The organism is Limosilactobacillus mucosae, from assembly GCF_046939755.1.
Taxonomy (GTDB): domain Bacteria; phylum Bacillota; class Bacilli; order Lactobacillales; family Lactobacillaceae; genus Limosilactobacillus; species Limosilactobacillus mucosae_A.
This window is the reverse complement of sequence record NZ_JBKZAY010000007.1, coordinates 56,486-77,156: the sequence shown is the minus strand read 5'-3', so window position 1 is coordinate 77,156 and position 20,671 is coordinate 56,486. Positions and strand designations below refer to the sequence as shown.

General features: G+C 43.9%; 16 protein-coding genes and 1 CRISPR repeat array. Of the genes, 11 read left to right on the top strand and 5 right to left on the bottom strand.

Going from position 1 to position 20,671, the window contains the following annotated elements:
• Window positions 1–82 precede the first annotated feature (82 nt).
• The gene (gene lepA / locus ACLUWI_RS04105; protein WP_006499796.1) at window positions 83–1,924 is read left to right on the top strand and encodes a translation elongation factor 4; all 1,842 of its coding nucleotides are present in this window, start codon (window positions 83–85) and stop codon (window positions 1,922–1,924) included.
• 96 nt (window positions 1,925–2,020) lie between these two features.
• Here the strand turns inward: lepA and ACLUWI_RS04100 are convergent, their stop codons facing one another.
• The 3 genes from ACLUWI_RS04100 to ACLUWI_RS04090 all read right to left on the bottom strand — a co-directional run bounded on the left by ACLUWI_RS04100 (window position 2,021) and on the right by ACLUWI_RS04090 (window position 3,598).
• Complete coding sequence (locus ACLUWI_RS04100) at window positions 2,021–2,167, bottom strand: hypothetical protein (RefSeq protein ID WP_412146263.1); 147 nt, start codon at window positions 2,165–2,167, stop codon at window positions 2,021–2,023.
• Between the two features lie 214 nt (window positions 2,168–2,381).
• On the bottom strand, window positions 2,382–3,152 hold the full coding sequence (locus ACLUWI_RS04095) for a DUF1828 domain-containing protein (protein ID WP_347990420.1): 771 nt from the start codon (window positions 3,150–3,152) through the stop codon (window positions 2,382–2,384).
• 17 nt (window positions 3,153–3,169) lie between these two features.
• A complete protein-coding gene (locus ACLUWI_RS04090; protein WP_412146254.1) occupies window positions 3,170–3,598 on the bottom strand; it encodes a DUF6978 family protein in 429 nt (142 codons plus the stop codon).
• Window positions 3,599–4,065: 467 nt separating this feature from the next.
• Between ACLUWI_RS04090 and cas9 the strand changes: the two genes are divergently transcribed.
• The 5 genes from cas9 to spxB all read left to right on the top strand — a co-directional run bounded on the left by cas9 (window position 4,066) and on the right by spxB (window position 14,263).
• Window positions 4,066–8,247 carry a type II CRISPR RNA-guided endonuclease Cas9 gene (gene cas9 / locus ACLUWI_RS04085; RefSeq protein ID WP_412146253.1) on the top strand — a complete coding sequence of 1,394 codons (4,182 nt, stop codon included), beginning with the start codon at window positions 4,066–4,068 and terminating at the stop codon, window positions 8,245–8,247.
• 208 nt (window positions 8,248–8,455) lie between these two features.
• The gene (gene cas1, locus ACLUWI_RS04080; protein WP_412146252.1) at window positions 8,456–9,361 is read left to right on the top strand and encodes a type II CRISPR-associated endonuclease Cas1; all 906 of its coding nucleotides are present in this window, start codon (window positions 8,456–8,458) and stop codon (window positions 9,359–9,361) included.
• On the top strand, window positions 9,339–9,644 hold the full coding sequence (gene cas2, locus ACLUWI_RS04075; RefSeq protein WP_039945662.1) for a CRISPR-associated endonuclease Cas2: 306 nt from the start codon (window positions 9,339–9,341) through the stop codon (window positions 9,642–9,644). Before cas1 ends, cas2 begins: the two co-directional genes overlap by 23 nt.
• Entirely contained in the window at window positions 9,641–10,312 is a 672-nt protein-coding gene (gene csn2, locus ACLUWI_RS04070) for a type II-A CRISPR-associated protein Csn2 (protein ID WP_412146251.1), read from the top strand. Before cas2 ends, csn2 begins: the two co-directional genes overlap by 4 nt.
• A 28-nt stretch (window positions 10,313–10,340) precedes the next feature.
• Window positions 10,341–11,895: a CRISPR direct-repeat array (repeat unit 36 nt; unit sequence GCTTTAGATGGATGTTAAATCAATGATGTAATTCAC).
• A gap of 469 nt (window positions 11,896–12,364) precedes the next feature.
• Window positions 12,365–14,263: a pyruvate oxidase gene (spxB, locus tag ACLUWI_RS04065; RefSeq protein WP_412146250.1), complete on the top strand. Its 1,899-nt coding sequence runs from the start codon at window positions 12,365–12,367 to the stop codon at window positions 14,261–14,263.
• Window positions 14,264–14,375: 112 nt separating this feature from the next.
• On the opposite strand, the gene ACLUWI_RS04060 is transcribed toward spxB, so the two are convergent.
• The gene (locus tag ACLUWI_RS04060) at window positions 14,376–15,335 is read right to left on the bottom strand and encodes an L-lactate dehydrogenase (protein ID WP_412146249.1); all 960 of its coding nucleotides are present in this window, start codon (window positions 15,333–15,335) and stop codon (window positions 14,376–14,378) included.
• 153 nt (window positions 15,336–15,488) lie between these two features.
• Window positions 15,489–15,668: a hypothetical protein gene (locus ACLUWI_RS04055; protein ID WP_412146248.1), complete on the bottom strand. Its 180-nt coding sequence runs from the start codon at window positions 15,666–15,668 to the stop codon at window positions 15,489–15,491.
• 242 nt (window positions 15,669–15,910) lie between these two features.
• Between ACLUWI_RS04055 and ACLUWI_RS04050 the strand changes: the two genes are divergently transcribed.
• The 5 genes from ACLUWI_RS04050 (at window position 15,911) to ACLUWI_RS04030 (ending at window position 20,668) form a co-directional block, all read left to right on the top strand.
• Window positions 15,911–16,216 (top strand): hypothetical protein, encoded by a 306-nt coding sequence (locus ACLUWI_RS04050; protein ID WP_412146247.1) that lies wholly within the window; start codon window positions 15,911–15,913, stop codon window positions 16,214–16,216.
• Window positions 16,217–16,279: 63 nt separating this feature from the next.
• Entirely contained in the window at window positions 16,280–17,236 is a 957-nt protein-coding gene (gene prmA / locus ACLUWI_RS04045) for a 50S ribosomal protein L11 methyltransferase (protein WP_412146246.1), read from the top strand.
• 13 nt (window positions 17,237–17,249) lie between these two features.
• The gene (locus ACLUWI_RS04040) at window positions 17,250–17,996 is read left to right on the top strand and encodes a 16S rRNA (uracil(1498)-N(3))-methyltransferase (protein ID WP_412146245.1); all 747 of its coding nucleotides are present in this window, start codon (window positions 17,250–17,252) and stop codon (window positions 17,994–17,996) included.
• Between the two features lie 64 nt (window positions 17,997–18,060).
• The gene (locus ACLUWI_RS04035; protein WP_412146244.1) at window positions 18,061–18,450 is read left to right on the top strand and encodes a hypothetical protein; all 390 of its coding nucleotides are present in this window, start codon (window positions 18,061–18,063) and stop codon (window positions 18,448–18,450) included.
• Window positions 18,434–20,668 carry a RelA/SpoT family protein gene (locus ACLUWI_RS04030; RefSeq protein WP_412146243.1) on the top strand — a complete coding sequence of 745 codons (2,235 nt, stop codon included), beginning with the start codon at window positions 18,434–18,436 and terminating at the stop codon, window positions 20,666–20,668. Before ACLUWI_RS04035 ends, ACLUWI_RS04030 begins: the two co-directional genes overlap by 17 nt.
• Window positions 20,669–20,671: the final 3 nt, after the last annotated feature.

Below are 20,671 nucleotides of genomic sequence, written 5' to 3'. Positions count from 1 at the left end.
CACCGACCCAGTTTGAGTTGCCAACGGGATTTGATATACTGGTAGATAGACATTTAACGTAGAAAGTGAGCACAAAAAATCAATGAATCTTGAAGAAATGAAAGAACGCCAAAAGCACATTCGGAACTTTTCGATTGTCGCCCATATCGACCATGGGAAGTCTACGCTGGCGGACCGGATTCTAGAAATGACGGATTCGATCTCTAAGCGGGAAATGAAGGCCCAGATCCTTGACGACATGCCATTGGAGCGGGAACGCGGCATTACCATCAAATTAAATGCCGTGGCGCTGACTTACCATGCTAAAGATGGTGAAGACTACATTTTCCATCTGATCGACACGCCTGGGCACGTCGACTTTTCCTATGAGGTCTCACGCTCTTTGGCAGCCTGTGAAGGGGCAATTCTGGTCGTTGACGCAACGCAGGGGGTTGAAGCACAAACCTTGGCCAACGTTTACCTGGCATTGGACAACGACTTGGAGATCCTGCCGGTCATTAACAAAATCGATCTGCCTTCCGCTGACGTGGCGGGGACTAAAAAGCAGATTGAGGAAGAAATCGGTCTGGACTGCAGCGATGCCTGTGACGTCAGTGCCAAAACCGGTCTGGGCGTCGAAAAGGTACTGGAAAAAATCGTTGCCGAAGTACCGGCGCCAACTGGTGATCTGACGGCTCCGCTAAAGGCGCTGATTTTTGATTCCAAATACGATGACTATCGCGGCGTGGTTTTGAGCGTCCGGGTCTTTGAAGGAACCGTCAAGAAGGGCGACCGCATTAAACTGATGAACTCTGGTACTGAATATGAAGTCGCCGAAGTCGGAATCAACTCGCCTAAGCCATTAGCCCGTGATTTCTTGATGGCGGGGGACGTTGGCTATATTACCGCGGCCATTAAAGACATTAAAGATACGCGGGTTGGTGATACGGTTACCGATGCCAAGCACCCAACTGATAAGCCATTAGCCGGCTACCGTCAAATGACGCCAATGGTTTACGCGGGACTTTATCCAACTGACAACGCCAAGTTCAACGATCTGCGGGATGCCTTGGAAAAACTGCAGCTCAACGACGCGGCTTTGACGTTTGAGCCAGAATCCTCACAAGCATTGGGCTTTGGTTTCCGCTGCGGCTTCTTAGGACTTTTGCATATGGACGTCGTGCAGGAGCGGCTGGAACGTGAATTCAATCTGGATCTGATTACCACGGCACCTTCCGTAACCTACCATGTCGACTTGCATGATGGTACGATGAAAGAAGTTGAAAACCCTGCTGAAATGCCGGATACTTCTTCTATCAAGGATATTAAAGAGCCTTACGTCAAAGCTTCGATCATGGTGCCAAACGATTACGTCGGCCCGGTTATGGAGCTTTGCCAACGCAAGCGGGGCGAGTTTGACACGATGGAATATCTGAGTGAGACGCGGGTCAACGTGATCTATCACATTCCGTTGTCTGAAATCATCTTTGACTTCTTTGATAAGCTGAAGAGTTCCACGCATGGCTATGCCTCGCTGGATTATGAGATTGATGACTACCGCGTCAGTGACCTGGTTAAGATCGATATTCTGCTTAATGGCGACAAGGTTGATGCCTTAAGCTTCATCGCACACCGCGACTTTGCCGAAGAACGGGGCCGCGAAATCACGACCAAGCTCAAGAAGATTATTCCGCGCCAGAACTTTGAGATTCCAATTCAAGCCGCCATTGGCTCCAAGATCATCGCACGGACCAACATCAAGGCTTACCGCAAGGACGTTACGGCGCGGATTCATACTGGGGATCCTGATCGACGGGCCAAGCTGTTGGACAAGCAGAAGCGCGGTAAGAAGCGGATGAAGGCAGTTGGGCGCGTTGAGGTCCCACAAGAAGCCTTCATGGCCGTTTTGAAGACAGATGAGGAAATCGACGAAAAGAAGAAGTAGCTATGACGGCATTTATGTTTTAGGGATGGCTAAAACTAGACCAATTTTTTGGCATTTGCCCACAATTTGCCCACATAAAATCAAATGTGGGCAAGATTAGCTAGATACTTGATCGAACAAATCGGCTGTTTGCCGTTTCTTGCTATCACTTAGGTGAACATAAGTATCTAGTGTGGTTGTAATTCTGCTGTGTCCTAGTTGCACTTGCACTTCTTTTGGGCTTGCACCAGCTTCCAACAACATGGTGGCATGGGCATACCTCAAACTATGAAAATTAAACGGGAAACCTAACTTTACCTGAATTCGATCAGACATGTACTTGACCGACATGGGGTGATGGGTTTCCCGTTTTTTCTAATAATTTACGAGCAGATCCACCGCCTCTTAATAAACGTATGTTCGGTTTATACGCAGAAATTAATCCCAATCTTCTATGTTTATAAAAGGTTGAGATTTTTTAGTTTTTTAGTTCAGCCAATGCAGCTTTATTTTCCCAGGAGATAACGTCAATATCATAGGCCTGGGCAATTTTTGCCGCTTTTTCACTAATATTTTTTTGTTTTTCATTAAATATGACGACATAACGACTTTGCGCATACATATTAGGCAGATTGGCGGATTTTTTGATGTCGTTGTGTTTAAATGCATCAAGCATTATTTCGTTTGCAGAAATATTATTCTGAATATTAAAAAGGATTAGCGGTTTATCCTTACGTTTAGGTAAAGCGTACAAAAATTTATACTCTACGCCGCTTTGCCCTCTAACTGAGGTTGGCAAACCGCCGAAATTATTAGTGTCAAAGTAATTTAAAACGTCCTCGGCAAAAAAGCTTTTAACATTTTCTTTTTGGGTGAATGAAATATCGTTAATTCGTAAGATAGCAGATGTCAATTGATATTTCATAATTGGAAATTCTTTGGGAGTGCCGACAATTGATAAAGTTTCATCTTCAATTATTTTGATATGGAATTGTTGGCACACTGAATCTATTAGACGTCTTCTGGTTGGGGTGAGCTTAATACCCATGAATTCCAGATTGGTGATAGTATAGCCGTCATCTGTCAGCATTATTTGCTTGTCGGATACTTCCTCGACATAAATAGTGATGTTATCGTTTATATCATCGACAAAAGGGGTAACTATTTCATCGCATTTTCCTAAATGATTAATCGTATATCCTTTTTTTAACCATTCAAAATAATTATCTAACAATTTAACGGTATTCATTTATTTCACCTTCTTTACTAAATCAATGATTGTTCAATAGTGATATCACTGATTTCAAAGTTGTTGTATTTAAGAAATTCCATAAGCGATGTAACAATCTCATCAGTACAATTATAATTCACCAAATTAGTTAGTGGAATTGCATGTTGCCCATTTTGATGCTGGTCATCAAAAATATGTACATGTGGTGTCGCAACGCCTTCATGCGGTTTTCCGTTTAAGTCGATACGGATCATTTTTTCGCTTTTGTGATGAAACAACATGTAGCTAAGGCAATTAGTTCGCCGATGACCTTTTCTATTTTGGATAACTTTAAAGGTATTCGATGGTTCCAGCAATGCAAAACCATCATAATTAGCCTGTTGACCATTGGCTGCACAAAGCAGGTGAGTAGATTTGGTCTTTTTGGGTAAATCATGTAGGGCTTTATATTCAGAGTTTTTCATAGTTTTCTTTCCTAATTACATATTTAATTTCTATAGTTAGAAAGGCAATTAAGCAGATTCAGTGGAAATGTTAAAAAGTTTGGTTAGTGAAACCAAAGATTAAGTCAATGATTTTTTCTTCTTTGATAAACAGTTTATCACTAAAAAGATTATGGAATAGAAAAAAGCTTTTAATAGATCCTGGTCACAATTCCATGAGATGACATGGTGATAGGCATTAATGTGAATTATCATATTAGGCCCTTGATTAGTGATGTGTTTACTAGGAAAAAATAATTGTTTCTTAACAATAAATTTTTAGAACTTTAGCGCTGTCAATTGGATAATTTCCAAAAAATCGAAAATTTTTTTGGAAAAAAGTGCTTAAAAGCCGGGTAATGGTGGAAAATAGAAGATAGCAGTTAAGCTGCCTTTAATAAAGAGGGCTTATAGCTGATTAAAATGTTGTACAGGAGGAGTTAATTACGATGGATAGTTCAAAGCAAGGATTGCGTAGATATCATCTTGGTTTGGATATTGGTACAAATTCAATCGGTTGGACCGCAATTGATGATCATTTTTCATTGTTGCGCGTTAAAGGTAAAAATGCAATCGGCGTCCGGACTTTTAAAGAGGGGGAAACGGCAGCAGATCGGCGCGGCTTTCGAACGGCCCGGCGCCGCTTAAGTCGACGTCGTTGGCGCCTTCAGTTTTTGGATGAATTTTTTGCGCCATATTTAGCAGAAGTAGATCCTAATTTTTTGGCAAGACTCAAGCAATCTGATATCTCGGCAAAAGATCCTGCTAAAAATCAAGAATATATGGGGAAATTGCTGTTTCCGGATCAGGAAGCTGCATCAGATGGAAATGGATATCCTACGCTGATTCAAATGCGCAAAGAAATGCCAGCTGAAAAGGCAGCAGATTTTCCAGTCTTTAACATTTACCAGCTGCGGTATGCACTGATGAATGAAAAGCGTAAGTTTGATCTACGTGAAATATATTTGGCTGTTCACCATATCGTTAAGTATCGCGGGAATTTTTTAAATAATACAAGTGTTGACAAGTTTAAAGCCGATCAAATTGATTTCAATAAATCGTTTGAGACGCTAAATGACTTATTCCGTCAAGTACAGCCGATCGCCCCATTTCAAATTGACTTGACCAAGGTAGATGAATTGGGAAAGCTTTTATTGGATACCAAACAAAAGAAGCTTGATCGTCAAAAGGCTGCTGCCAAACTATTGCCATTGATTGAAGATGGGACTGATAAGGAGATCGTTAAAGCGCATCAGCAAACGGCTCGTGAAATCAGTAAATTAATCTTGGGATATAAGGCAAAGGTCGGTTTGATCCTGCAAAACAATCTTGACCAGACGCTGGATATGAGTACGGAAAACAGTGATGATCAGTTGATGCAAATTGCCGAAGAGCTGGACGACTACCAGATGGAGCTGATTAATCAACTGTCATTGCTGTATTCTCAGATCATGCTCAATGAAATCGTACCCAATGGTGAAACCGTTTCGGCATCAATGCTGAACCGTTACTACAAGCATCGCCGTCAGTTAAAAGAATTAAAGACTTATGGTGCTGCCTGTGATAAAAAAATTCGTGAGCAGCTCGATCATCTTTATGCTGAATACATTGGTCAGGTTCCTAAAGACAGCAAATTTGACTTTACCAAAGATTTGAAAAAGTTGATGGACAAATCTGACCTGGGACAAAAGATTAAAGACGAGATTGAGGCTGGCGACTACCTGCCAAAACAGCGGACATCTGCAAACGGTGTAATTCCGCACCAAATGCATCAACAAGAGCTTGATCAAATAATTGAAAATCAAAAAGAATATTATCCTTGGCTGGCAGAACCAAATCCAGTTGAAAAGAACATTAAGAATGCCAAATACAAGCTGGATCAGTTAGTCAGCTTCCGTGTTCCATATTATGTTGGACCGATGATTACTTTGGCTGATCAACAAAAGACGTCTAAGGCCTCTTTTGCATGGGCAGTCAGAAAAGAAGCTGGCAAGATTACGCCATGGAATTTTGATGAGAAGATTGATCGTGAGAAATCGGCCAATAATTTTATCAAACGGATGACGAATAAGGACACTTATTTGTTAAGCGAGGACGTTTTGCCGGCATCGAGTCTGCTGTACCAAAAGTTTACGGTTTTAAATGAGCTGAATAATATTCGCGTGAATGGTCGCAAACTGCAGCCAGCACTAAAGCAAGTCATCTATACGGACCTGTTTCAGAAGCGTAAGACGGTTAATCTTAAGACCTTGACGAATTTCTTGGCGATTCACGAACCAACGCTGACTAAGCCAAAAATCGAAGGACTGTCGAATGGTCGCAGCTTTAATTCAAGTCTTGGTACCTATATTGATCTGTCTAAGATACTGGGAGACCGCATTGATGATTTAAACTATCGTGATGATATTGAAAAGATTATTGAATGGTCAACCGTATTTGAGGATAGTGAGATTTATAGCGTCAAACTGCAGGAAATCCAGTGGCTGACCAACGAACAAAGAGAAAAATTGGTTCGGAAACGTTATCAGGGATGGGGGAGACTCTCCAAGAAACTGTTAACGGGGATCACTGATGAAAATGGTCAGCGTATTATTGATCTAATGTGGGATACCAACAAAAACTTTATGCAGATCGTGCATCAACCGGTCTTTGAAGAACAAATTACTGAACTTAATCAGCAGCTATTGCAAGACGCTGACAAGGCACCATTAGAAGTCGTTGATGATATTTTGGCTGACACGTATACATCGCCCCAAAATAAAAAAGCAATTCGCCAGGTTGTCAAAGTTGTTGCTGATGTAGTCAAGGCGGTTGGCGATGCCCCAGCATCGATTTCAATTGAGTTTGCTCGTAATGAAGATCGCAACAAGGAATTGAAAAACAGTCGACGGCGCAGCATTGAAAAGCTTTATCATGAAACGGCCGAAAAGCTGGTCAAGCAAACCAATCTGCTTGAAGAATTGGGAAACGTCAAGGATTTGAATGATCGCTATTATCTTTACTTTACCCAGGCTGGTCGTGATATGTATGATGGCACGCCAATCAATATCGATGAAATCAGCACGCATTACGAGATTGATCACATTTTGCCACAATCATTCTTGAAGGATAATTCTTTGGATAATCGGGTCTTGGTTAAGAAATCTGAAAACGCGGCTAAGTCGGATCGAGTACCGGCAAAGCTTTATGGAGCTAAAATGCGGGCCTTTTGGAAGCAACTTAAAGAAAGCCAGCTGATCAGCAATCGCAAGTATCTTAATCTGACGACCGATCCAGAACAGGTTGACAAGTATCAGATGCAGGGATTTGTTCATCGGCAGTTGGTAGAGACGCGCCAAATCATCAAGCTGGCAGCCAATATTTTTGGTTCGCTTTATCCAGACAGCACCGTGATTGAAACGCGGGCCGAGCTTACCAAGCAATTGCGTGAAAAATTCAGTCTTTATAAAGTACGTGACGTAAATGACTATCACCACGCTGTTGATGCTTACTTGACGGCGTTTGCTGGCCACTACCTGTATCAGCGCTATCCAAAACTGCGGTCGATGTTTGTCTACGGTGACTATGCCAAAATCTATGCTGATGATTTGAAACGGTTGCGCTCAGTTAATCTTTTTCATGACTTGGAAAAAGATCAATACAACAGTGGAACCGCGGTAAATCCGGAAACCAAGGAAAAAATCGTGGATGTCGACTGGCTGAGCGATTATGTATCCAAGATTCAGCATTTCAAATATATGCTGATTTCTAAAGCCGTTTATGTGAAACATGGAAAGCTATATGATGCAACAATTGCTCCTGCATCAAAGGCCGCCACGAAGTCTAACCCAATTAAAATTAAAAATAGTAAACCGGTAGACATCTATGGTGCTTATACCCATGAGGTTGCTGCCTATATGGCAATCGTTCGCGTTAACGGCAAAAAGCCTAAGTATAAGGTTGTCAGCGTACCAGTCAGAATGCTGCAGCGACTGAAGATGGCAGAACAAAAAGGTCATGCTCAGTATATGCAGACCCTGCACGATGTTTTGTCGCGGAACTTCACTTCGTTTAAAAAGAACCGTAAAACCGGATTAAAAGAAGCCGTGGTAAAAGACTTTGACGTGCTGGTTCCCTGTGTGCGCTATAATCAGTTAGTCATTGACGGGGATGCAAAATTTACGCTAGGGAGTCATGAGTATCAGCATAATGCCAAGCAGCTGGTTTTAAGCGATCATTCATTAGAAACGTTGGCTAATAATTTTGAATACGTCAGAAAACATCCTGATGAAGCTGATGAACGGATGACAATGCTTTATGATGATATTCTTGACCGGGTCAACCGCTACTTTACGCTGTACGATAAAAACAAGTTCCGTGAGAGACTAAAAGCAGGTCGGGACAAATATTTGAAGTTGCCAACTTTCTCATTGAACAAGAAAGATGCAAGCAAAGCTGAAACAATTATTAATATGCTTAGAGGGCTTCATGCAAATGCAACTGCACCCGAAATGAAATATATTTTAAATACATCTACAGGGTTTGGTGCTTTCCAAACCAAAAGTGGTATTCAATTATCAGAAAATGCAAAATTAGTATATCAATCACCAACGGGCTTATTTAGCAGAGAAGTTTTGTTGAAAGATCTGTAGCAAAAAGAAAAGGAATGGCTCATCAATGGTGAACCATTCCTTTTTAATATGTATCGCCCATTAATAAATGGGTCAGAAGAAATAACTCTGCAAAATGCATTGTTTGACTTTAACTCTGGATGTTAAATCAATGATGTTATTCCTGTTGGGAGCTACCCAACAAACATAGTATAACCTTAAATTTTTAAATTGGCAAGGAGGAGTATTTATGGGATGGCGGTCAGTCATTGTAACTCAGCATGCAAAAATGTCTTATTCAGCTGGTCTGATGGTGGTGCAAACAATGGATGGAACCAGTGAAATACCGCTTGATGACATGGCACTGCTAATGGTAAGTACGACACAGGCAGTGATTACTTCGGCTTTAATCAGTGCTTTGGTAAAGAACAACATTAAGGTGATTTTTGTTGATCATGCTCATCAGCCAATTGGCGAGGTGAATGGCTATCAATCCGCCAATCGCGACTGCAAGTTGTTGGAAAATCAGTTTAATTGGCAGCAGCAGCGCAAGGATGTCTTATGGACGAAGATTGTGGCTGCCAAGATTAACAATCAGATTTCGGTTTTAAAATGTTTCCATAAGGATGTTGAGTGTCTGCAAAATGAGCTGGATCAACTACTGGTTGGTGATGAGACCAATCGCGAGGCCGTGGTTGCCAGAAAGTATTTTCCGTTACTTTATGATGATGACTTTTCAAGGCATAACGGCAGCGCGATCAATGCCGCGTTAGATTATGGCTATTCGATCTTGTTGTCTGAAACCAATCGCATAATTGCTGGCAACGGTTATTTGACGGAACTGGGGATCCATCATCGTAATCAAGCCAATCATTTTAATTTGGGCTCCGACCTGATGGAACCCTTTCGACCAATCATTGATTACTGGGTTGCTGGGCAAAAGTTTCGTGAGCTGACGCCAGAAGTAAAAATCGGTTTGATTGATTGCATGAATATCGAGATTATTTTTAACGGCAAAAAAGAAATTTTACGCAATGCGATTTCTCGGTATGTCACTGACTGTCTAAATTACTTGAGTGGTGACAAAGACGAAACGAGAATCGAGGTGGAATTTACAAGTGAGGTACCGAATGATGCGCTTAATGGTAATGTTTGACCTGCCAGTAGAAACCAGTAAACAGCGTCGGGAATACCGCAAATTTCATAAAAGGCTGATTCAAGAAGGCTTTTTAATGATTCAATATTCAGTTTACGCGCGAGTATGCGTTAGTCGGCAGTCGGCTAATTTCATGGAGCAGCGAATCAAAGCCTTTCTGCCTGACGAGGGAGTAGTGCAGACATTTATGATGACTGAAAAGCAGTATAATGACATGCATTTTTTGCGGGGCAAGAAAGTACAGGACGTTAGAAATACCTCGAAAAGGACGATTGTATTATGAATTTGATATATGCAGCTCATCAGCCAATGGAACTTGAAAATGGTCGTGTAACCGTGTTGATGACCAATAACCAGAACGTTTACTTTGAAATGGCACAAGCACTGGCAGAAAAGAATGATTTGCTTCGTTTAATTGATGATAATTTTTCGGAACTGAATCTGTCGACAGCTTTATGTTGGGACGCGGATCTGTCTTCAGCACCTGATTTAATGGATAAGTACGGCTCAGCTTTGATTAAAAAGATCAGCAATGAATTGACGGTTGATCAAAGGCAGCAATTGCTTACTAAACAGCAAGAATTGTTGACAGCCATTCAGGATACGCTGTTTTCAGTTGATTTACCCTTGGAAGTCAGTCTTGATGATGGCTTTCAAAGATTATACAAATATGCCCGCCCGCATTTGATCAGCAGTGCAAATGCGACACCATATGATATAATAAAAAATGATTTAAATATTCATTTAGAGTTGAATGACTGTCGCGTTCTGGCAATGAAGAACATCGCTAATTTTTTGTTGCCAGAACAATTTAAGGCTTTTCTTCAGCTGATTGAAGAAAGTGGCCTCGCAGTTTTTCTATTGGAATTCTCAGAAAAACAACAGCGTGTATATTATCAAAGCGCTGATGTTTATTGGATTGATGAAGATTTCGTTGATTGGCATCTCTAAATCGTTAGTTTTTGATTAGAAAACAACGGCTTTAGATGGATGTTAAATCAATGATGTAATTCACGGTCAGATGATCAGAAACGTTGCTTTACAGGGCTTTAGATGGATGTTAAATCAATGATGTAATTCACGCTCGACCATCGCTTAAACCATCATCGCCAGCTTTAGATGGATGTTAAATCAATGATGTAATTCACATTGTTTAATCTTTTTCATCGTATCAGCATGCTTTAGATGGATGTTAAATCAATGATGTAATTCACAAGCCAAGCAAGCGGTTCTGAATGGCGATAGCTTTAGATGGATGTTAAATCAATGATGTAATTCACCAAGTACACGGCAATTCTGCACGTCCAGTTGCTTTAGATGGATGTTAAATCAATGATGTAATTCACCAATTGACTAATTGTTCGACTTCACATGTCGCTTTAGATGGATGTTAAATCAATGATGTAATTCACGGATAGTAGAACTGAATCGTAATACGACGCGCTTTAGATGGATGTTAAATCAATGATGTAATTCACTTGGTATTTGGAAGCATGTTGACCAGTCTGGCTTTAGATGGATGTTAAATCAATGATGTAATTCACGCGGTTTAAAGCGCCAGTTTGCTAAATTGGGCTTTAGATGGATGTTAAATCAATGATGTAATTCACCAACGGTTAAACCGGATACCGATAACTTTAGCTTTAGATGGATGTTAAATCAATGATGTAATTCACTTTGTTTGTCCCCGCTGTATTGGATACTTAGCTTTAGATGGATGTTAAATCAATGATGTAATTCACCAACATGACACTCACCATCATCTGCACCATGCTTTAGATGGATGTTAAATCAATGATGTAATTCACGCCGAGGTGGGAGATTACCCACCTCGCCCTGCTTTAGATGGATGTTAAATCAATGATGTAATTCACGATGGCTCTTGATAATCTGCCAAAAACTGGGCTTTAGATGGATGTTAAATCAATGATGTAATTCACGTTATTAATAAAAAAAGGCCCGGCATAAAGGCTTTAGATGGATGTTAAATCAATGATGTAATTCACTTATCTTGTGTAAATATTGCGATGAAGGAAGCTTTAGATGGATGTTAAATCAATGATGTAATTCACCGTTGCCAGTGCTTGGAAACAAAATATCTTGCTTTAGATGGATGTTAAATCAATGATGTAATTCACAGTCTGCGCCATAGCCATGTGGCCTACCTGGCTTTAGATGGATGTTAAATCAATGATGTAATTCACAGTCTGCGCCATAGCCATGTGGCCTACCTGGCTTTAGATGGATGTTAAATCAATGATGTAATTCACCTTGCTCCAGCTTGGCCCGCTGGTCTGCAGGCTTTAGATGGATGTTAAATCAATGATGTAATTCACCAGGAAATCAAAAAACCAGAAGAACAAACGGCTTTAGATGGATGTTAAATCAATGATGTAATTCACGCAACGTTTGACCACGTCAGATCAGCCTTAGCTTTAGATGGATGTTAAATCAATGATGTAATTCACTCTGCCGTGCTACTTTTGAGCCAATCTGAGGCTTTAGATGGATGTTAAATCAATGATGCAATAAGTCGGTTGCGATTGGCAGCCGGCTTTTTTCTTTGCCACTTACAACAAAATCATGCAGGCAAATATGCATAAAACACTTATAAAACAGTGAGCAAGCATCATGATATTTGTGATAAATATTCGATTCAGGCTAAAATGTATTGGTAATTAAAAATAAAATACGATTACTATTATTAAATCGTGACATCGTATTATAATTTGATAATGACTGTTTTAAAAATATCAAAAAACAACGCCAAATTTAATTTTTATCAAAGAAAAAATAAAAATTTTGATTGATATAAACACTGATATCAAGGGACTTGTTATTCATTGTGAAAAATATTCATTAAAATGCACTTGTTATTATGCATAAAAGCGCTATCATAACCTATGAGGGCTGAAGTAGAGAGTGGCCTGAGATAAAACGTAAATTGAGACCGGCTGTTAAGTACAGGCGGGATGATTTTTAAAATATGGAAGGAAGATTAAGATGGCAAAAATGATCAGTGGCTCCGATGCGGTCTTAAAAGTAATTCGGCAATGGGGCGTTAAGCACATCTACGGTTATCCTGGTGGTTCTTTTGACTCCACGATGAATGCGATCTACAACCAGCGTCAAGAATTGAAATTCATTCAGGTACGGCATGAAGAGGCGGGGGCATTAGCGGCAACTGCTGATGCCAAATTAACGGGCAAGATCGGGGTCTGCTTTGGCTCTGCCGGTCCTGGTGCCATTCACCTGCTCAATGGACTGTACGATGCCAAGCATGACCACGTGCCGGTTTTGGCAATTATTGCTCAGGTTCCCTCAACGCGTATGAACCTAGACTTTTTCCAAGCAATGGATGAAGAACCGGCGTTTGAGGACGTTTCGGTCTGGAACAAGACGGCCATGACGGCGGAAAGTCTGCCCCGCATGATTGATGAGGCAATCCGACAGGCCTACAAGCATCATGGCCCCGCAACGGTTACGATTCCAAAAGACTTTGGCTGGGCCAAGATTCCTGACACTTTTGTTCCCAACGTTGCCAACCACGTCAAAGCACACTATGTCGTCGACCAGGATCTGTTGGCTAAGGCCGGCAAACTGATTAAGGATGCCAAGGCGCCAATGATCTACTTTGGGATTGGGGCTAAGGATGCCGCTGCGGAATTAAAGCGCGTTTCGGAAAAGTACAAGATGCCGCTGGTCTCCTCAGTTTTAGCCAAGGGGATTTTGGATGAAAAGTATCCTGCTTACCTGGGCTCGGCTGGTCGGGTTGCGCCTAAACCTGGTGCTGAGATTGGTTTTAGCACTGATCTGATCATTTGGGTTGGTACCGACGTTCCGTTTAGCATCTTCTTGTTTAATCCGGATGCCAAGGTCATTCAAATCGACACTGATCCAGAAAAGATGGGCAAGCGTCATCATATTGACGTACCGCTGCTGTGTGACGCCAAAACGGCTTTGGCAGCACTGGCTGACGTTGCGGATGAAAAAGCGCCATCTGCTTTTTATGACGCCGCGCTGGCCGACAAGCAGAACTGGCTGGACTGGCAAAACAGTTTTAATGACAGCGAAGAGATGCCCGTTCGTCCAGAACCGATCTTTGACGTGATCAATCAAATGGCTTCCAGTAAGGCTGTCTTTGGAGTTGATGTCGGCAACGTCAACATCAACTTTGAGCGGCTGCTGATGATTCACGATGATCAAAAGTGGTGTACTTCTGGTCAGTACGCGACGATGGGCTATGGCCTGCCAGCCGCCATCTCAGCTAAGGTGAACTACCCAGATCGCGATGTCTACAGTCTTTCCGGCGATGGCGGCTTTGCAATGCTGATGGAAGAAATCCTCACGCAGGTTAAGTACCACATGCACATCATCAACGTGGTCTTCAGTAATGAATGCCTGGGCTACATTGTGGCAGAACAGCTTGATGATTCGCACCAGCCGCTGTCAGGCATTGATCTGCCGGAAACCGACTGGGCAACCGTTGCCAAAGGGATGGGCGCCATGGCCTTTACGGTTCGCACTAAGGCTGAATTCAAAGCCGCCATGGTTGAGGCTCAGCAGACGGATCTGCCAGTAGTAATTGACGTTAAGCTCACGCATGAGATGCCGCTTTCAACCAACCACATGTTCTTAGACAAGGAGACCCAGGATCCAAAACAGGTTGACGAATACGTTAAAAAGTACCAAGCGCAGGCATTGAAGCCATTCAGCTACTTCTTAAAGGCCGCTAAGGAAGCGCATGGCGAAGAAATCGATGCCTTCTCAGGAGCTTCGGCGGCCAGCGTGGAAGATGAAGCTGACAATCAGCCGCTTGCCGACACCACAACCGGTGCATCAGAGGACGCGGCTGAGCCATCAACGGATACGGATGCTACCAGCGGGGCCTCTCAGCATTAAGGCCATTAAATCAAGATACCAATTTTTAGGCTCGCCACCGCGCGGGCTTTTTTAGTACAAAAAAAGCCGCTGGATAACCAGCAGCTTTTCTCGCATTCAATACCAGAACGGATTAGTTTTCGCCCATCAGCTTAGCCATACCGTTTTCGGCAACTTCTTGCAGGGTCTTGGCAGAGTCAGCCATTGCCTTGGATTCGCGTTCGTTCAGAGGAACTTCCAGAACTTGAGCGATACCAGATGCGTTAACAACAGCTGGCGTACCAATGTAGATGCCCTTCAGACCGTATTCGCCATCAACTGGGGCACCAACTGGCAGAACGGCATTTTCGTCACGCAGGATAGCGCGGGAAATCCGAGTCAGGGCCGTAGCAACACCGTAGTAGGTAGCGCCTTTGCGGTTGATGATTTCGTAAGCCTTGTTACGAACGTCGTCTTCAATCTTCAGCAGTTCATCGTCAGAAACGCCATTTTCCTTGGCCAGGTCCAGCAATGGCTTGCCGCCGATCGTAGCAGATGAGTAGGCAGCAAATTCAGAGTCACCGTGTTCAGCCATGATGTTGGCAGAAACATCAACTGGGTTAACGTTGAACTTCTTAGCCAGCGCAACCCGCAGACGAGCGGAGTCCAGTGAAGTACCAGAACCAACGACCTTGTTGCGTGGGAAGCCGGACAGCTTTTGAACGGCGTAGGTCAGGATGTCAACTGGGTTAGCGGCAACCAGGAAGATACCGTTGAAGCCAGACTTAACGATTGGTTCAACAACGGACTTGATGATCTTCAGGTTCTTGTCAACCAGTTGCAGACGAGTTTCACCTGGCTTTTGTGGAGCACCGGCAGTGATAACTACCAGGTCAGCATCCTTGCAGGTGTCGTAGTCAGCAGAGTAGATAACCTTTGGGGCCGTGAATGGGGTAGCGTCTTCAAGGTCAAGCGCGTCACCTTCCGTACGCTTCTTGATAATGTCGACGATCGCGAATTCTTCAGCCAGACCTTGTTGAGCCATGGCAAATGCGTAGCTTGAACCTACCGCGCCGTCACCGACGAGGACAACTTTTTGATGATTCTTAGACATAAGTAAAGTCTCCCTTAAAGTAGTATTGCATATTGCAAGGTTTATTATAGCATTCTGATTTGAAATTTGTTAATAATGCGTAAATAAAGCCAAGTAAATGATAAAAAAGTTGGGTTTTTGATCATTTTATAACTGATTTCAGCTAAAATTGCGCTAGCCGCGTAAAACGCCCCAGCCGATAATGCCGCCGATCAGCAAAATAGCTGGCAGAATCAGCGTTTTGACAAAGAAGGCGGCGACGGCAATGATGGCGATCCAAAACAGCAGCTGCAATGAAAGCTTGAACAGTTTCCAAAGCAACCATAAACCGAGCAGCGTTAACAGCAATCCCATCGTTTTTTCCTCCATTGATAATTGATGACTGATTTTACCATTTTGGTGGCGGTAAAAGCACTAAAATAACTTGGTATTTACTCAATCTTATGATAAACTTTTACTTTAATTGTTTGAATTTGTCAGGCTTGAACCGTTCAATTTTAAGCCAGATATGCTAAAATGGTTAGTACTAACTAAGGAAATTGTTTCCAATCTACTGTAGGGGAGGGATTGCCATCTTAAATCGAACTAAAAAATTCATGCGCGACAACGATCTGGACTACAAACGTGAATATATTCGACCGATGATGACACCGGAACACGTTTATATTTTCCGTTTTGGGCGGCACAAGCTCAATAACCGAGTGATCGTTCGCTACTCCCATACATGGACGGGTCGCTTAAAGATCAATGAGATTGATGTTCGGCTGCATCATCAGCATCATCCGCGAATCTTTAAGACGGAAACGGATCTGATCTTGTATCTGCAGCAGCACATGGAAAAAGAAGAGCAGAAAAAGATTGCCAAGCTGGCAGTTAAAAATGACGATCCGCAAAATCAATAATTACAACTGAAGCGTCCTTGCCTTTTAGGGGCGCTTTTTTGCCATGCAAAGGAGGAAAAATAGATGAATGATTGGACGGCAGTAACTGTTGAAACCAGTACGGAGGCGGTTGACGCGGTTAGCTATATTTTGACCGATACCGGTGCGGCGGGAATTCAGATTGAGGATGCCGCGGATTTTGCCAAATTGAAACCGGGCCGCTATGGAGATGAGATTATTGATCCCAGCTCGATTCCCCATCGCCAAACGGGAGCCGCGGTTACGGGTTACTATCCCAGTAGTATTTTTGTCCCAGAGCTGCTGCCCGGCATCAAACAGCGGGTTTTAAAACTGAAAGAATTTGGCCTGAATCCAATGCCCGCCACGGTTAAAAGCGAAGCAATCGAAAATCAGGACTGGAAAACTGCTTGGGAAAAATACTATCACCCAGTACGAGTCACGCGGACTTTGACGGTGGTACCGGAATGGGAAGACTATCAGCCGAGCTCAGATGAAAAGCTTTTGATTTTAGACCCTGGGATGGCATTTGGTACGGGAACGCATCCAACTACGCAATTGATGCTGCAGGCGCTGGAGCTTACGGTGCGCGGTGGCGAAAGCATGCTGGACGTTGGTACCGGATCAGGCGTGCTCAGTATCGCAGCTAAACTGTTAGGCGTGGGGCAGATTAAGGCCTATGATATTGATGAGGTGGCCGTCCGCTCTGCCAAAAAGAATCTCGCGCTCAACCCAGCAGCCAAAGACGTTGAGATTGGCGTAAACAGTCTTTTGGATGGCATTCATGATCAAAATGCTGATCTGATCGTTGCCAATATTTTGGCTGAAATTATTTTGCCGCTGATTCCACAGGCTTATGAAAATCTCAAGCCAGGCGGTCATTTTCTGACTTCTGGGATTATCAACGACAAATTTGATGAAGTGGCCCAAGCATTGCGCGATGGTGGCTTTAAAATCGATGAGACGATGCGCATTAAGGATTGGTATGGCATTATTGCTCATAAGCCAACGCCGGCGGAATAATAGGGGGGATCATATGCAACGCTATTTTATCAATGAATCGGTGCCAGATGATCAACGACTTGTTTTGCCAAAAGACATTGCCCATCATTTGATCGACGTTTTGCGCGCGGAGCTGAATGATGAGCTGGAAGTTGCGCTTAATGATCAAAAAGTCTACCTGGCCCGGCTCATCAGTCTTAATCCAGCGACCATTGAACTGCAAAGCGATTTGGGGACTGATGCCGAATTGCCGGTGGAAGTGATTTTGGCTTGCGGGCTGCCCAAGACGAAGGAAAAACCGGAACTGATCGTGCAAAAGGCTACTGAAATGGGAGCCAGCCGGATTGTCTTTTTTGCGGCGCAGCGCTCAATCAGCCGTTGGAATCCACAAAAACAGGCCAAAAAAATCGAACGGCTGCAAAAAATTGCCAATGCCGCGGCCGAGCAGTCGCATCGCAATCGCCAGCCAGAAGTCGTTTATGGTGGCAAGCTCAGTGACGTCTTAAAAAACGAGGCGGCCGACTTTAAGATCGTAGCCTGGGAAGAATCAGCCAAGCAAGGTGAGGAGGCTAACCTGGCCAAAACGCTCAAGCAGCTGCAGCCAGGTCAAAAGCTGTTAGCAGTCTTTGGTCCAGAAGGCGGACTCAGTGCAGCCGAAGTTGACCAGATGAAGGATCAAGGCGTCGTACCGGCTGGCTTGGGGCCGCGGATTCTGCGTACGGAAACGGCACCGCTTTATCTGCTGGCCGCGGTTTCTTATCAGTTGGAACTGGCTCGTTAAGCGCAACGCCAAGCATTGTGTTACAATAAATGTCAATCAATTTGGCATGAGTGAGGAGAATTTAATGGAGAAGTTGCAGCAATTTTGGCGGACGACCGATCGCCGGCTTTTAATCAGCGATCTGGTGCTATCTTTGGTGATCAACCCGCTGTTTTTAAAGCAGCATCTGGTATCGCGCGTTCAGATCATTATTTGGCTTTTGCTGTTGGTTAATTTCTGTTACGCTGTCTGGGCCGGCAGAAAAGTCGCCAAGCAGCAAGACCGCTCCTGGCAGCTGTTGGTCTTTCCAGTCGGTTATCTGATCGGCGTCCGACTTTTTCAAGTATCACGCTACACTTACTATTTCGCACTGGTCTATTTAGGCATCGAATATCTGGCGAAGGCCATGACTCAAGATGCCGTCAAAAATCAATCTAAAGAAAGCAAGTTGATGCAGGATGTCAAAAAACAATGAACTAACGCATGAAGACGTTAAAAAGATCGTTTCTTCATATATGAATGAAGAGCATGTTGAAATGGTTGAGCGTGCCTACCATTTTGCCGCGGTTGCGCACGCTGACCAGCATCGCAAGTCGGGCGAGGCCTATATCATCCATCCAATTCAAGTTGCCGGCATCCTGGCCAATCTGCACATGGATCCAGAAACGGTATGTGCGGGCTACATGCATGATATCGTTGAAGATACTGGGGCCACTTTGGATGATATTCGGGAGCTTTTCGGACCGACAATTGCCATGATCGTGGATGGCGACACGAAGATTTCTAAGATTCATTACAAATCCAACAAAGAACAGATGGCGGAAACGCACCGTAAGCTTCTGCTGGCAATGAGCAAGGATATCCGTGTGATGATCGTTAAACTGGCTGATCGTCTGCACAATATGCGAACGCTGCAGCATCTGCGTCCCGATAAACAGCGGCGAATTGCCAACGAAACATTGGAGATCTACGCGCCGATTGCCGACCGCCTGGGGATCAGCACCATTAAATGGGAGCTTGAGGATCTGTCACTGCGCTATCTCAATCCGCAGCAGTACTACCGCATCGTGCATCTGATGAATTCGCGGCGTGATCAGCGGGTCGAATATATCAATCGGGCTATTGTCGACGTTAAAAAAGCCATCAGCGATCTGGAATTGGGTCCCAACGTCGAGATTTATGGCCGCCCGAAGCACATCTACTCGGTCTACCGCAAGATGGTCACGCAGCATAAACAGTTCGAGCAGATTTATGACCTGCTGGCGATTCGGGTCGTCGTTGACTCAATCAAGGACTGCTATGCTGTTTTGGGCGCGGTTCACACCAACTGGAAGCCAATGCCGGGCCGTTTTAAAGACTATATTGCCATGCCGAAAGCAAACGGCTATCAGTCGCTGCATACCACGGTAATTGGTCCAGAAGGCCGGTTGCTGGAGATTCAGATTCGGACTCACGATATGCATGAGGTTGCTGAATATGGGGTTGCTGCACACTGGGCCTATAAGGAAGGCAAGACCAATGGCATTAAGCAGACGCAGGACTCCAAAAAACTCAACGTGGTCAAAGAAATTCTGGAGTTGCAGAGCGAATCGCAGGGGACCGATGAGTTTTTGCAGGGCATTCAAAGCGACGTTTTTGCCGACAAGGTCTACGCGTTTACCCCGAAAGGCGACGTTATTGAAATGCCAAAGGGCGCCGGTCCATTGGATATGGCCTATCAGATTCATACGGAAGTCGGTAATCATACGACTGGTGCCAAGGTTAATGGCCGCATCGTACCTTTGAACTATGAGATTAAAAACGGCGATATCGTCGACATTTTAACCTCATCCAGTTCGGCGGGGCCTAGTCGCGACTGGCTGGATCTGGTCTTTACGCGGCGGGCCCGCAACAAGATTCGCCAGTTCTTCAGAGCCCATGATCACGACAAGAACGTGGAAAGTGGTCGTCAGATTATTGCCAGTCAATTGCGCGATGCTGGTTATGATCCTAATGAGCTGATGACTACGGAAAAGAATAGCCAAATTGCCGATCAGATGCACTACAAGACGGCTGATGACATGTTTGCCGCGGTTGGTTTTGGCGACGTGCCGCCGATTGGAGTCCGCAATCGTTTTACAGCCGATATTCGCAAAAAAGAGGCTGACGACAAACAGCGGGCCGCGCAAAAAGCCGTTTTGGAAGACCATCAGACTTTTGAAAACAAGAACGTTAATAATCAACGCAAGCTTGCCAAGAGTTCAGAAGGCGTGGTCGTTGAAGGCGTTGATAACCTTCTGACCCGGCTCAGTCATTGCTGCAGCCCTGTGCCTGGTGATGAGATCGTTGGCTATATTACCAAGGGTCGTGGGGTTTCCGTCCACCGTGCCGACTGTCCTAACGTCAAGGCAGCCGAAAAGAACGGCGAGCGGCTGGTCTCGGTCTTTTGGGCTAATCCAGCCGGCGATAAGACCAACTACAATGCCGATATTGAAGTTGAGGGCTACAATCGTAATGGCCTATTGAATGACGTTCTGCGCTCGATCAACAACAACACGCGCTTTTTAACGTCGGTCAATGGTAAGGTCGACCACAACAAGATGGCCACGATTTCAGCCACGATTGGCGTGCGCAACAGTCAGCATCTGCAGCTGATCTTGGACAGTCTGAAAAACATTCCAGATGTCTATGTAGTTAAGCGCGTAATTCGTTAAGAG